Genomic DNA, 13525 nt, shown 5'->3' with positions numbered 1-13525 from the left:
TCCTCAATACCGTGAACGAGAACGACCGCCGTCCCGCTCCAGTGGAGCCGGACGGCGGTCGGTCGGCAACTGCTGAGGTGAGGCTCAGGCCTCGGTGCCCTCGGCGGCCTCGGCGGCCGGCTCCTCGGCCTGCGGGGCGACGACCTGGAGGACGGCGATGTCGCCCTCGACGGCCAGGGTGGTGCCCGCCGGGAGGACCAGGTCGGAGGCGTGGACGGTGGCACCGGCCTCAAGGCCCGCGATGGAGACGGTGACCTCGGTCGGGATGTGGGTGGCCTCGGCCTCGACCGTGATGGTGGTGAGGAGGGTCTCCAGCAGGTTGCCGCCGGCGGCGAGCTCGCCCTCGGTCACGACGGGAACCTCGACGGTGACCTTCTCGCCCTTCTGGACGATCAGGAAGTCGACGTGGGAGATGGTGCGCTTGAGGGGGTGACGCTGCACGGCCTTCGGGATGACCAGCTCGGTGCCGGCGCCCGCGATGTCCAGGGAGAGCAGGACGTTCGGGGTCTTGAGGGCCATCATCAGGCCGTGGGCCTCGACGTTGACGTGCTTCGGGTCGTTGCCGTGGCCGTAGATGACACCCGGGGTCAGGGAGTCACGACGGGCCTGACGGGCCGAGCCCTTGCCGAAGGTGTCGCGAAGCTGCGCGGAAAGCTTGATCTCGGACATGCTCACTCCTCGTGGGGTGACGGAAATGCGGACTGGGTCACCCGGCCGAAACGGCCTGCTACGAAGAGCGCGTCGATAACGGAGCGTCCGTCCCGGAAAACGGGTACGGCCTCCCTCGCCGAGCAACTCACAGAGTGTACCCGGCGGGGAGGCCGTGCCCCAAAAGGATCTAGCCCTGCTCCTCGAAGAGGCTCGTGACCGAACCGTCCTCGAAGACCTCGCGCACCGCACGCGCGACCATGGGCGCGATCGACAGGACCGTGATCTTGTCGAGCTCCAGGTCGGAGGGGTCCGGGAGGGTGTTCGTGAAGATGAACTCGCTGACCTTGGAGTTCTTCAGGCGGTCGGCGGCCGGGCCCGACAGGATGCCGTGCGTGGCCGTCACGATGACGTCCTCGGCGCCGTGCGCGAAGAGCGCGTCGGCGGCGGCGCAGATGGTGCCACCGGTGTCGATCATGTCGTCGACCAGGACGCAGACGCGGCCGCGGACCTCACCGACGACCTCGTGGACGGTCACCTGGTTGGCGACGTCCTTGTCGCGGCGCTTGTGGACGATGGCCAGCGGCGCGTCCAGCCGGTCGCACCAGCGGTCGGCGACGCGTACGCGGCCGGCGTCCGGGGAGACGATCGTCAGCTTGGTGCGGTCGACCTTGGCGCCCACGTAGTCCGCGAGGACCGGCAGGGCCGAGAGGTGGTCCACCGGGCCGTCGAAGAAGCCCTGGATCTGGTCGGTGTGCAGGTCGACCGTGAGGATGCGGTCCGCACCCGAGGTCTTCAGCAGGTCCGCGACCAGGCGGGCCGAGATCGGCTCGCGGCCCTTGTGCTTCTTGTCCTGACGGGCGTAGCCGTAGGACGGGATGATCACGGTGATGGAGCGTGCCGACGCGCGCTTCAGCGCGTCGATCATGATCAGCTGCTCCATGATCCACTTGTTGATCGGAGCCGTGTGGCTCTGGATCAGGAAGCAGTCCGCGCCGCGAGCCGACTCCTGGAAGCGGACGTAGATCTCACCGTTCGCGAAGTCGAAAGCCTTGGTCGGCACGAGGCCGACTCCCAGCTGGTGTGCGACCTCCTCGGCCAGCTCGGGGTGGGCGCGGCCGGAGAAGAGCATCAGCTTCTTCTCGCCGGTCGTCTTGATCCCGGTCACAGCACTGTCTCCTCAGACGTGTTGAAGCTGCTCGCCCCCATGTGCGTCCGTCCCGCACACGGTGAGCCAGCCGAATTGCGTGCACGTATCACGGTACGCCGTCCCGGGCGTACCTGTTTCCGGTCAGTTCACCTCAACGGCGGCCGGAGTCCTCTTCCGCGGACGACTGGGCGGCCGTCGCGGCGGCGCTGCCGGGGCGCTTGCGGGCCACCCAACCCTCGATATTCCGCTGCTGGCCACGGGCCACGGCCAGGGCGCCGGGCGGCACGTCCTTGGTGATCACCGAGCCGGCGGCCGTGTAGGCGCCGTCCCCGATGGTGACGGGAGCCACAAACATGTTGTCCGAACCCGTCTTGCAGTGTGAGCCGACGGTGGTGTGGTGCTTGTGCTCGCCGTCGTAGTTCACGAACACGCTGGCCGCGCCGATGTTCGTGTACTCGCCGATCGTCGCGTCGCCGACGTACGACAGGTGGGGGACCTTGGTGCCCTCGCCGATCGTCGCGTTCTTCATCTCGACGTACGTGCCGGCCTTCGCCTTCAGCCCCAGGTTGGTGCCGGGCCGCAGGTACGCGAACGGGCCCACGGACGCCGACTCGCCGATCACGGCGCCGTCGGCCACGGTGTTGTCCACGCGGGCGCGCGCGCCGACGCGGGTGTCCTTCAGGCGGGTGTTCGGGCCGACCTCGGCCCCCTCGCCGATGTGGGTGTCGCCGATCAGCTGGGTGCCCGGGTGGATCAGGGCGTCCTGACCGAAGGTGACCGTCACGTCCACGAAGGTGCCGGCCGGGTCCACGACGGTCACGCCCGCGAGCATGGCCCGCTCCAGCAGGCGCGCGTTCAGCAGGGCGCGCGCCTCGGCGAGCTGCACGCGGTTGTTGATGCCGAGGATCTCGCGGTGGTCCGGGCCGACGGCCGCGCCGACGCGGTGGCCGGCCTCGCGCAGGATGCCGAGGACGTCGGTGAGGTACTCCTCGCCCTGGCTGTTGTCGGTGCGGACCTTGCCGAGGGCCTCGGTGAGCAGGGCGCCGTCGAAGGCGAACACCCCGGAGTTGATCTCCCGGATGGCCCGCTGGGCGTCGGTGGCGTCCTTGTGCTCGACGATGGCGGTGACCGCGCCGGTGGCCGCGTCGCGCACGATCCGCCCGTAGCCGGTGGAGTCGGGGACCTCGGCGGTCAGCACGGTGACGGCGTTGCCGTCGGCCTCGTGGGTCGCGGTGAGCCGGGCGAGGGTCTCGCCGGTCAGCAGCGGGGTGTCGCCGCAGACGACGACCACCGTGCCGGCGACCGTGCCGCCGAGCTCTTCGAGGGCCATGCGGACGGCGTGCCCGGTGCCGTTCTGCTCGTACTGCACGGCGGTGCGGACGTCGGCGTCGATCCCGGCCAGGTGCGCGGTGACCTGCTCACGGGCGTGGCCGACGACGACCACCAGGTGCGTGGGGTCCAGCTCGCGGGAGGCGGCGACCACGTGACCGACGAGCGAGCGCCCGCAGATCTCGTGCAGGACCTTGGGAGTGGCCGACTTCATGCGGGTGCCCTCACCCGCTGCGAGTACGACGACGGCTGCCGGGCGGGTTGCGCTCACGGGTGTGCCCTTCGGCTTCGGGGGTGGACCCGTGAAGGATAGCGGGGGCCGCCTACCCCTCCACGAACGCGGGTCCCGACCATGGTGGTCGGGACCCGAAGACCGAACGGCCGTATGTACGGCCGTGGCGGCGGCCGTGTGGGGCGAGCTCCCGGAGAAGGATTCGAACCCTCATTCAATGGACCAAAACCATTTGTCCTGCCCTTAGACGATCCGGGATGGTTCGTCCGCCGCGTCCGATTCGTTGATCGGATGCGGTGCAGCCCCTACTATGCCGCACCACCCGCCTTCGATGCGACGGTATCCGGCAGCGCTTCGGCGGACCTCGTCCGTACGCTGGACGGCATGACCAGTACGGGGGAAGAGCGGGACGGAGCCGGGCGGGACGGGCCCTGGTGGTGGGAGCGGCGGCGGGCGGCCGCCCTGGACGTGGGACTCGGGGCGCTGTCCGCCGCCGAGTGCGCGGCGGAGGGGGTGCCCTTCGCCCGCGAGGCGGGCCTGCCGGTGGCCGTCGCGGTGCTGTTCGGGCTGGTGGTGGGGGCCACCCTGGTGCTGCGCCGGCGGTGGCCCGTCGCGGTGGTGCTCGTCGGGATCGGTGTCGCCCCGGCCATGATGGGCTTCGTGCTCGGCGTGGTCGGGCTCTACACCCTGGCCGCCTGCGAGGTGCCCCGCCGGGTGCTGGCCATCCTCGGCTCGATGTCGCTGGCGGCCACCTTCGTGGTGACCTACCTGCGCACCCGGGGCGATGTCGAGGCCGACGGCACGCTCGTGCTGGTGCTGTCCGGGTTCATGGCGGTGGCGCTGACCGTGCCGCCCGTCCTCCTCGGGCTGTACGTGGGCGCGCGGCGGCGGCTGATGGAGAGCCTCCAGGAGCGGGCCGATTCGCTGGAGCGGGAGTTGTCGCTGCTCGCGGACCGGGCCGAGGAACGCGCCGAGTGGGCCCGTACGGAGGAGCGGACGCGGATCGCCCGCGAGATGCACGACGTGGTGGCGCACCGGGTGTCGCTGATGGTGGTGCACGCGGCGGCGTTGCAGGCGGTGGCGGTCAAGGACCCCGCCAAGGCGGCGCGCAACGCGGCGCTGGTGGGTGACATGGGACGCCAGGCGTTGACGGAGCTGCGCGAGATGCTCGGCGTGCTGCGGTCGGGATCCGCGCAGGCACAGGCGCAGTCACGGGCGCGGCCGCAGGTCCGGCCGCTGCCCGCGGCGACCGTCGTCGCGGCGGCGCCGGCGGTGGGGGAGGACGGGCCCTCGCTGGACGAGCTGGAGGCGCTGGTGGAGCAGTCCCGGGTGGCCGGGATGAGCGTCGAGATGGTGGTGCGGGGCGACCGGTGCGCGTACCCCGCCGAAGTGGAGCAGACGGCGTACCGGGTGGTGCAGGAGGCGCTCACGAACTGTCACAAGCACGCTCCCGGCGCACGGGTCGTCGTGCGGCTCGCGCATCGCGACGGGGAGGTCGCCACGCAGGTGGAGAACGGGCCCACGGGCGCGGACGTGGTCCGGCCCGAGCTGCCGAGCGGCGGGAACGGGCTCGTGGGGATGCGCGAACGCGTCCTCGGGCTCGGCGGGGTGTTCGTGTCCGGGCCCACGGACGCGGGCGGGTTCAAGGTGTCGGCGGTGCTGCCGGCCCGGTGAGCGTCAGGGCTCCGTGGTGAGGCGGGCCGGCTGGAGGCCGGTCAGCAGGAGGGTGAGGGCGTCGTCGAGGCTCGCGCCGAGGTACCAGTCGCCGGTGTGGTCGATGCCGTAGACGCGGCCCTCGCGGTCGATGGCGAGGTGCGAGCCGCCGTCGGTGTCCGCGCCGAGCGGGCACAGCTGCGTCGACAGGGCGCGGCCGAGGTCGGCGAAGGTGCGGGCCAGGTGCAGCCCCGTCAGCGGATCGATACGGACCCGGGCCGGGGCTATCTGCCGGCCCGGTCCGGGCGCCGTGACCGTGAGCCCGCCGAACTCCGCCCAGGCCTCGACGGCCGCGGGGAAGACGGTGTGCCGGTGCCCGGCGGGTGTGGTGTGGTCGCGCAGGGCGTCGGCCCAGTACTCGGCCTGCTTGATGTCCCAGCGGCCGGGTTCCCAGCCCGCGGTGCGCAGCGCGGAGTCGATCGGGCCGGCGAAGCGGGTGGCCGAGGAGCGGTCGTAGGAGGCGGAGGAGGCGGTCATGGTGGCTACTCGGGGTGGGTGAGGTCGACGGGGCGAACGCCGAAGTGGGTGAGGAGCGCGTCACAGGAACGGCAGGGGGGCGCGTAGCTGCCGTGGAGGGGGTCGCCGTCCTCGCGGATGCGGCGGGCGGTGATGCGGGAGTGCTTCAGGGAGCGGCGGGCCTCGCTCGCCGTCAGGGGCTTGCGGGAGGCGCGCTTGCTGCGGGCGCCCTCGACGGCGGTGAGGTGGCGGGAGAGCAGGATGGCCTCGGGGCACCGGCCGGTGAAGCGTTCCCGCCGGCCGCTGCTGAGGGTGTCGAGGAAGTCCTGGACCAGTGGGTGCAGGACGGGCGGCTGGTCGGCCTTGCCCGCCGTGCCGGTGAGGGTCTCGCCGCGTACGGAGAGGGCCGCGGCGACGGTGGGCAGGATGCCGTCGCGGCGGAAGCGCAGGACGGGCGGTGTGTGCGGGTCGCCCGTGCTGCTCCAGCGCAGGCGGGGGTCGCCGGCGGTGTGCTCGGCGGTGATGGGTTCGGTGAAGGTTCCGGTGACGGCGTCCGCGTGGTCGGCGCGGCCTGCCGTGGTGTCCGGTATCACCGTGTTCGGGGTCACCGTGTGTGGTGTCGCCGTGTACATGCTCGTCTCTTCCCTCCCGTGGCGGCGGTGGTCTCCGGTCTCGCGCACGCCCCCGTGCTTCGGCACAGCCTGTCAAATGTCGCCTGTCGTGTGGAAGCGGGGTCGAAGATTCGTATCAATTCGGATGTTCCCGCCCTGTCCGCGTGTACCGCCCTCGGGGGCGGGTGAGCCTCTTGCCGGAGCACATAGGCTGTGGTGAACCAGGCTGTGGTGAACCAGCCAGATCCAGCAGGGGGCTACCGCCATGACGACAGGTCGGCTCGGGCAGCAGGCCGCGCCACCCAACGCCGCTTACTCGGGGCAGGTCGTGCACTTCCCGGACCCGGTCCGGGCCGCTCGGCATCCCCACGGCGTACGGATGGACGCGAACGGCCATCCCGACTTCTCGCGCTACGCGCGCGCGGCCGTGGAGATCGCGGAGCCGCCGGAGGGCTTCGGCGTCGACGAGTTGCGCCTGACGGACTGCGTGTCCGCGAACGCGGCGATGCGCGGCTCCGGCCACGCGCTGTGGGACACCGTCGGACCGGTGGCCACCCCGCACGGCTGGACCTGGCACCACGTGGCCGGAACGCGCCGGATGGAGCTGGTCCCCGTCGAGGTGAAGGCCCTGCTGCGCCACCACGCCGGCCTCGCGACGGCCCCGGTGGACCACGACAAGCGCGGGACGCGGCCGTTGCAGGAGGTGCGCCCGGTGCACCTGGGGCTGCCGAAGACGGTGGTGTCCGTCTCTGAGCAGCAGCTCCAGGGCGTCGAGGAGGACCTCGGCTACCGACTGCCCGAGGCCTACCGCGCGTTCCTGAAGGCGGCCGGCGGCTGCGCGCCGGTCGGCACGGGACTCCTCGTCGAACTGGGCCTGCTCGTGGACCAGCCGTTCTTCACGGTGCGTGAGGAGGCGGCGGTCAACGACCTCGTCTACGTCAACAAGTGTCTGCGGGACCACCTGACGAAGGACTACCTGTGCGTGGCCTTCGTCCAGGGCGGGTTGCTCGCGGTGAAGGTCAGGGGGGAGGGGGTCGGTTCCGTGTGGTTCTCCCCGTACGACGACGCGCGCGACCGGGACGGCTGGTCGGTGCAGGAGCGCGTGGAGCGGCTGTTGCTGCCGTGCGGTGCCGATTTCGATGCCTTCCTGGAGCGCTTGGCGGGCAACCCGCCGGAGCTGGAGACGGTGGCCGGTCTGATGGTGGACGGCGGATTCGCGCGATCGGTTCCGGTCGTGGTGGAGGGTTGATCGCGCAGTGGTGACTTTCGCGCAGGCGCAGGAGCGCGCCGAGGAATGGATCAACGGGGACGTGCCCGCGTACCAGCACCGGGAGGTGCGCGTACGGGAGTTCGGGCTCGGTTTCGTGGTGTGGGCGGAGGACCGGCCGACCGGTCCCGTGTCCGGGGGCGGCCGGCAGCGGCTGGTCATCGCGCGGGACAGCGGTGAGGTCACGCTGTGGCCCGGTCTGCCCGTGGGCGAGGTGATCCGGCGCTACGAGGAGGAGTACGGGGTGGCCTCGGCGACCTCGGAGGCTTCGGTTCCGCCGCCGCGGATCGACTCGGAGCAGACGTCGTTCATGCTGAGCCCGCCGGAGTGGCTCCAGGAGGCGGCGGACCGGGCGGGCATCCCGGGCGGGGCGGGGTCTGCGGCTTCCGCGCCGGCGGTGCCTTCTGCGCCCTCGGCGCCGGAGCCCGCGGGTGTTTCGGCCGCTTCGGTTCCCGCCGGCCCGGCCGCGTCCGATCCGGTGCCGTTGCGCCGTGAGGCGGAGGTGCCGTACGAGCCGACGGCGAACGACGGGGTCCCCGTCGGGTCCACGCCGTGGGCCGGGACGGACGTCAACCCCGGCGGCGGTGACGACGCCTCCGTGCCGCTGCCCGCGACCGTGTTCGCGCCGCCGCTGTCCGGCTCCGACCTGGAGGACCGGCCCTCGACGCCGTCCGGGGTGGCGTCCGAGGCGAAGACCACGCTGATGGAGGGCGGCAGCCGACTGCCCAGGACCGCCGTGCACCCGGTGCTCGGGCCCTCGCCGGAGGCGGCGGAGATCGCCGACGCGCCGACGGGCAAGGCCCGGGTGTCGCGGCCGGCCGGTGGACCGGGCGTCGGGACGGGTACGCCGGCGGGGGCCGGTGCGGCCGGTGCCGGTGCCGGCGCTGGTGCTGGTGCCGGTGTGTCGGGTGTGCCCGGTGTGCCGACGCCGCCCGCGCCGCCCGCCGCGCCGGGGCTCCCGGTGCACCCGCCGGCTCCGCGCAGTACGCCGCGACGATGCTGGCCGGCCCTGGTACGGTGCCGCCGCCCGCTCCGCCGGGCCCGCCCGGTGCTCCGCCGGCCGCGCCCGCGGCTCCGGGTGCTCCTGGCGCTCCGGGTGGGGGTCTCGATCATGCGGCGACGATGTTGGCGGGTCCCGCCGTGGTGGGGCCTCCTGGCCCGCCTGGCGCTCCGGGTGGCCCGGCGCAGCACGCCGCGACGATGCTGGCCGGCCCGGGTGCGGGGGCGCCCCCTGCTCCTCCCGGTCCGCCCGGTGCTCCGTCGGCGCCGCCCGCGCCTCCGGGCGCTCCCGGTGCTGCGGGTGGGGGTCTGGATCACGCCGCGACGATGTTGGCGGGTCCCGCCGTGGTGGGGCCTCCTGGCCCGCCTGGCGCTCCGGGTGGCCCGGCGCAGCACGCCGCGACCATGCTGGCCGGTCCGGGTGCGGGGCAGCCGCCCGCTCCTCCGGGCCCGCCGGGTCCGGCGCCGGTACCGCCGCGCGGTGGTCCGGCGCAGCCGCCGGCGCCCTCCGGCGTGCCCACCGTAGGCCCCGGCTACCAGGCCGTCCTGCGCTACCGCGCCCCCGACGGTTCGGAGCAGCAGCTGATCCGCCGCTCGGCGCCCGGTACGCCGCACCCCGAGTGGCAGATCCTGTACGAGCTGCGGGCCATGAACGTGCCGCCGCAGCAGGTGCTGGAGCTGCACACGGAGCTGGCCTCCTGTGAGCTGCCCGGCGGCTACTGCGCCCGGATGATCCGGGAGACGTGGCCGCAGGTGCGGATCACGAGCGTGGCCCCGTACGGCACCGACCACGCGGGCCGTCAGCAGGGCATGCGCCACCTGCTCACCCATCAGGGTGAGCTGCACCAGGTGGCGGACGGACCGGCGCGTCCCGCGCCGGTGCGCGCGCCCCTGCCGCAGGTTCCGCTCCAGCCCGCGATCCCGATGGACGCCATCGCGCAGGAACTGGCGGGCGCGTTCGGGCCCCAGGGCGTGTTCCGCTTCGACCAGCGGGCGGTGTCCCGGCAGGGCGTGCCGGACGTCGTGGCGCAGACCCTGATGTGGGCCGGTCTGCCGGTCGACTTCGGGCCGTTCTTCTGGGCGCAGGCCGTACCGGGTCAGCCGGTGCCGACGCTGGCCGAACTCGCCGCGCAGCGGCAGGTGCAGCCGGCGTCCGACGCGGGCTCGTACCTGGTCGTCGGCAGCGACTTCGGCAAGGCGCTGTGCGTGCAGTACGGCACCGCGCACATAGTGGCGGTGCCGGTGGAGGCCGGTCCGGGCGGGGCTCCCGTACCGCCGCAGTTCGTCAATTCGAGCCTGCCGCAATTCGCGCGGTCGTTGGCGATGCTGGGTCACATGTGGCGGTTGCGCCAGCATCTGACGCCGGAACAGGCGGGCCGGTGGACCGTCGATTTCCAGGCGAATCTGGCCGGCCTCGACAGCGCGGCGCTGGCCTCGCCGGAGAGCTGGTGGTCGGTGCTGCTGGAGCAGATGTGGGACGGACTGCTCTGATCAGGTGATCGGATCAATGGCCGGGCCGGTGCCCCCGAACGGGGTCACGGCCCGGCCATTCCGGCTTCTGTGACCAAATGACGCATCCTTGACGGGAATCCCCGCGAGAGAGGCGCTTCCCGCATGAGTGCACCCATGTCACCTCACGGACCCCAGGGTTTCTCGACCGTGCGCGGTCGCGGTTACCGGATGGAGGAGGTCGACCGGTACCTCGCCCGGCTGGCCGGCAGCCGGGACGAGGCATGGGAACGCGTGGCCCGGCTGACCGTCCTGGCCAAGCGGATGGAGGCGGAGGCGGCGCGGCTGCGCGAGGCCGTCGCGGCACTGGCCCCGCAGACGTACGACGACCTGAGCGAGCGGGCGCGGCGGATCCTGGCGTTGGCCGAGGAGGAGGCGCAGGTGCTGCGCGCGGACGCGCGGGCGGACGCCGTCGAGGCGGCGGGCGCGGCGGAGGCGCACGCGGACCGGGTCGCGGAGTTGGCGCGGCACGACGCGGAGGCGGTGCGCGAGCAGACCGAGGTACGGGCGCGGCAGGGTCTGTTGCGGGCGCAGCGCGAGGCGGACGCCATCCGGGCGGAGGCGCGGGAGGACGCGGCGGCGTGGCGGGGGGAGGCCCAGGCGGGGCTGGTGGAGACGCGGCGGCGCTCGGAGGCGATGCGCGCGGAGCGGGAGCAGGAGCAGGTGGAGCGGTGGGACGCGGCCGAACGGGAGGCGGCGGCGCGCCTGGCGGAGTGGGAGGCGCGCCAGGCCGAACTGGAGCGGCACGCGGAGGCGCGGCTCGCGGAGGCGCGGCGGGCCTTCGCGGAGGCGGAGGAGTCGGCGCGGCACGGGCAGGAGGACGCGCAGGCGCGGGCCGATGAACTGTTGGCCGAGGCGCGGGTGCGGGAGGAGCGGATCGGGCGGGAGACGGAGCGCGTGCTGCGCGAACACGCGGAGGCGCAGGAGGAGATGAGGGCGCACATGAACCACGTCCGCTCCAGCCTGGCGGCGCTGACGGGGCGTGCGCCGGCGGAGGGGTAGGTCGGGTGGGGTGGCTGCGGGGCCGGGGTCGGGAACCCCCGGCCGGTCAGCCGGTGCGCTGGTCCGGGGTCGGGGCCGGAGCCGGAGCCGGAGCCGGGGCGGCCGGGGCTGTGTACGTGTACGGGTCGCTGCGGAGGCCTCGGGAGGTTACCGCCACCGTGAACGGGGGGTGGAGGGTGGCGGGTAGGGGGGTCGTCAGGGTGCCTGTGGTGGGGTCCTGGGTGGGGGTCAGGGGGGTGTCGTTCACCGTGAGGTGGGGGTCGGTGAAGCCGCCGCCTTCCACGGTGAGGAAGTCCCCGCCGGCGGTGACGTTCGTGATGACCGGGTTGGGGCGGGTGGCCAGCTTGTTGACCAGGTACGCGCCGGCCGGAGCGCCCGTCAGGGCCCAGATCTCGGAAGGCAGTCGGGGAAGTCCGGCGGCCGGGTCGGCCAGGAAGAACAGCACCACGTAGAGCATGGTGACCGCGCTCAGGGCGACGTACTGGAGGTCCACGAGGTCGATGCGGCCGCTGTCGCCGGCGATCAGCTCCCGCAACGGACGGCGGCCGCCGGGCAGGGACTTCGGGGCGGGCTTGGCCATGCTGCCGTGCTCCAGCCGGATCCCGACGACGGCCTTCGCCCCGATCAGCGCCACGTACGGGCCGCCGAGCAGCGGCAGGTACACCGTCGTCAGGGTGGACAACGGGCCGTCGGAGCCCCGGAAGTACGCGGCGCCGCCGCCCGCGATGAGCCCGTGGGCGAGGGTCGCGAGGAGCAGCCAGACCAGGATCACGGTCCAGGCCAGCGCGAGGGTGGTGGAGGTGGAGAGGCGGCCGTCGCGGCCGGTGACGAAGCCCGGCCGGCGGTACAGGCGCAGGCCCACGGGCAGGGTCAGGGCGGCGAACAACGCCAAGGCCAAGAACGTGGCTGTCATGGGGTCCCCCCGGTACGGTCCGTGGAAAGAGACTCACCCACTGACGCCGTGCATGACAAGTCAGCGTTGCTCGGGGAGGACCGGGAACCGGCGCGGGGCCATCAGCAGGAGGACCAGCAGGGCCACCACCGCGGCGGCGCCGGCGCCGAGGAAGATGTGGTCCACGGCCGCCGCCACCGCGTCGCGCAGGTGCCGGGAGGCGGCCGGCGAGAGGTCGCCCGGCGCGGCCAGGGCCCGCGATACGTCGTCCAGCCGGGCCGGGAGGCCGGGTACGACGTCGGGGTCCGGGGCGTCCGCCAGCCGGGTCGCCACGGTGGCGTTGGCCACCGCTCCGAGCAGCGCGGCCCCCACGCTCTGGCCGACGGTGCGGCAGAACAGCACCGACGCGGTGGTGGTGCCCCGCTCGGCCCAGCCCACCGTCGACTGCACCCCGACGATCAGCGGCAGTTGGAAGAGCCCCAGGGCCGCGCCCAGCAGCAGCATGACGAGCGCGGGCTGCCACGGGCGGGCGGGGTGCGGCAACAGGGTGAAGGAGAAGAGGATCACCGCCGCGAGGGACATCCCGAGGACGGCGGTGTCGCGGAACCCGATGCGCCGGTACACGTGCTGGCACAGGGCGGCCGACACGGGCCAGCTCAGCGTCATGAGCGCCATCAGCAGGCCCGCCCCGACGGGCCCGAGACCGAGCACGGTCTGCGCGTACGTCGGCATGAACACCATCGGGGCGATCATCAGCACGCCCAGCGCGCCGAGGGCCAGGTTGACGGCGGCTATGGTGCGCCGGCGCCAGACCCAGCCGGGCAGGATCGGCTGCGCCGCCCGGCGTTCGATCCGCACGACGACGGCGGCCGAGGCGGCGCTCGCGGCGAGCAGCCCCAGCGAGGGCGCGGACAGCCACGGCCAGGCGACGCCGCCCTGCACCAGGGCGAACAGCAGCAGGGCGCCGCACACGAACACCCCGAGCGCCCCGGCCCAGTCGACCGGGCCCCGGCGGCCGGGGGAGCGTACGGGCTCCACGAGGTGGCGGGCGGTCAGCCACAGGGCGAGCCCGGCGAGGGGGACGTTGATCAGGAACGTCCAGCGCCAGCCCGCGTACTGGGCGAGCAGACCGCCGAGGGCGGGGCCCACCAGGGCGGACGAGGCCCACACGGTGGTCATCCGGGCCTGGATGCGGGGGCGGTCCTTGAGGGGGTACAGGTCGGCGGCCAGGGTCTGCACGGTGCTCTGGAGGGCGCCGCCGCCCAGCCCCTGCACGATCCGGAAGGCGATGAGCGCGGCCATGTTCCAGGCGCCGGCGCACAGGATCGAGCCGACCAGGAACAGCGCGGTCCCGAAGAGGAGCACCGGCTTGCGGCCCAGGGTGTCGTTCAGCTTCCCGTAGACGGGGAGGGTGACGGTGACGGCGAGGAGGTAGCCGGAGAACACCCAGGAGAAGACGGAGAACCCGCCGAGGTCGCCGACGATCTGTGGGACGGCGGTGGAGACGATCGTGCTGTCCAGGGCCACCAGGCCCATGCACAGCATCAACGAGACGACGACCGGGGTCGTCGGGCGGCTCGGCGGCGCCTCGCCCCCGGCGTGGGTCGAAACGCCTCCGGCGTTGGCCGAAACGTCTCCCGCGCGGGGCGCGACCGGGCCGGCCCGGTCCTCCCCGGCGGCGCGCGGCCCCTGCTCGGCGCTCCCCACCCCTGCCCCC

General features: G+C 73.4%; 10 protein-coding genes, 1 tRNA gene and 1 pseudogene. 4 read left to right on the top strand and 8 right to left on the bottom strand.

Annotated features, from left to right (window positions below):
• Window positions 1-84 precede the first annotated feature (84 nt).
• From M4D82_RS13960 to M4D82_RS13945, 4 genes are all read right to left on the bottom strand, one after another.
• Window positions 85-669: a 50S ribosomal protein L25/general stress protein Ctc gene (locus M4D82_RS13960; protein WP_249766356.1), complete on the bottom strand. Its 585-nt coding sequence runs from the start codon at window positions 667-669 to the stop codon at window positions 85-87.
• Window positions 670-838: 169 nt separating this feature from the next.
• The gene (locus M4D82_RS13955) at window positions 839-1816 is read right to left on the bottom strand and encodes a ribose-phosphate diphosphokinase (protein ID WP_249766355.1); all 978 of its coding nucleotides are present in this window, start codon (window positions 1814-1816) and stop codon (window positions 839-841) included.
• A gap of 133 nt (window positions 1817-1949) precedes the next feature.
• Window positions 1950-3398 (bottom strand): bifunctional UDP-N-acetylglucosamine diphosphorylase/glucosamine-1-phosphate N-acetyltransferase GlmU, encoded by a 1449-nt coding sequence (glmU, locus tag M4D82_RS13950; RefSeq protein ID WP_249766354.1) that lies wholly within the window; start codon window positions 3396-3398, stop codon window positions 1950-1952.
• A gap of 148 nt (window positions 3399-3546) precedes the next feature.
• Window positions 3547-3617 (bottom strand) — tRNA-Gln (locus M4D82_RS13945).
• A gap of 126 nt (window positions 3618-3743) precedes the next feature.
• Between M4D82_RS13945 and M4D82_RS13940 the strand changes: the two genes are divergently transcribed.
• A complete protein-coding gene (locus M4D82_RS13940) occupies window positions 3744-5033 on the top strand; it encodes a sensor histidine kinase (RefSeq protein WP_249766353.1) in 1290 nt (429 codons plus the stop codon).
• Between the two features lie 3 nt (window positions 5034-5036).
• On the opposite strand, the gene M4D82_RS13935 is transcribed toward M4D82_RS13940, so the two are convergent.
• Window positions 5037-5549, bottom strand: a complete 513-nt coding sequence (locus M4D82_RS13935) for an SUKH-3 domain-containing protein (protein WP_249766352.1) — start codon at window positions 5547-5549, stop codon at window positions 5037-5039.
• 5 nt (window positions 5550-5554) lie between these two features.
• Window positions 5555-6160: a YwqJ-related putative deaminase gene (locus tag M4D82_RS13930; RefSeq protein ID WP_502988922.1), complete on the bottom strand. Its 606-nt coding sequence runs from the start codon at window positions 6158-6160 to the stop codon at window positions 5555-5557.
• Window positions 6161-6404: 244 nt separating this feature from the next.
• Between M4D82_RS13930 and M4D82_RS13925 the strand changes: the two genes are divergently transcribed.
• The 3 genes and pseudogenes from M4D82_RS13925 to M4D82_RS13915 all read left to right on the top strand — a co-directional run bounded on the left by M4D82_RS13925 (window position 6405) and on the right by M4D82_RS13915 (window position 10916).
• The gene (locus tag M4D82_RS13925) at window positions 6405-7388 is read left to right on the top strand and encodes an SMI1/KNR4 family protein (protein ID WP_249766351.1); all 984 of its coding nucleotides are present in this window, start codon (window positions 6405-6407) and stop codon (window positions 7386-7388) included.
• Between the two features lie 7 nt (window positions 7389-7395).
• Window positions 7396-9896 (top strand): annotated as a pseudogene (locus tag M4D82_RS13920) (SUKH-4 family immunity protein).
• A gap of 123 nt (window positions 9897-10019) precedes the next feature.
• Window positions 10020-10916 (top strand): DivIVA domain-containing protein, encoded by an 897-nt coding sequence (locus M4D82_RS13915; RefSeq protein ID WP_249766350.1) that lies wholly within the window; start codon window positions 10020-10022, stop codon window positions 10914-10916.
• A 46-nt stretch (window positions 10917-10962) separates the two neighbouring features.
• Here M4D82_RS13915 and M4D82_RS13910 read toward each other — a convergent pair whose 3' ends face one another.
• Both M4D82_RS13910 and M4D82_RS13905 read right to left on the bottom strand, forming a co-directional pair.
• Window positions 10963-11829: a hypothetical protein gene (locus tag M4D82_RS13910; protein WP_249766349.1), complete on the bottom strand. Its 867-nt coding sequence runs from the start codon at window positions 11827-11829 to the stop codon at window positions 10963-10965.
• A 60-nt stretch (window positions 11830-11889) separates the two neighbouring features.
• The gene (locus tag M4D82_RS13905; protein WP_249766348.1) at window positions 11890-13515 is read right to left on the bottom strand and encodes an MDR family MFS transporter; all 1626 of its coding nucleotides are present in this window, start codon (window positions 13513-13515) and stop codon (window positions 11890-11892) included.
• Window positions 13516-13525: the final 10 nt, after the last annotated feature.

This window comes from Streptomyces sp. RerS4, assembly GCF_023515955.1.
GTDB lineage: Bacteria > Actinomycetota > Actinomycetes > Streptomycetales > Streptomycetaceae > Streptomyces.
This window is presented reverse-complemented; position numbering and strand designations above follow the sequence as displayed.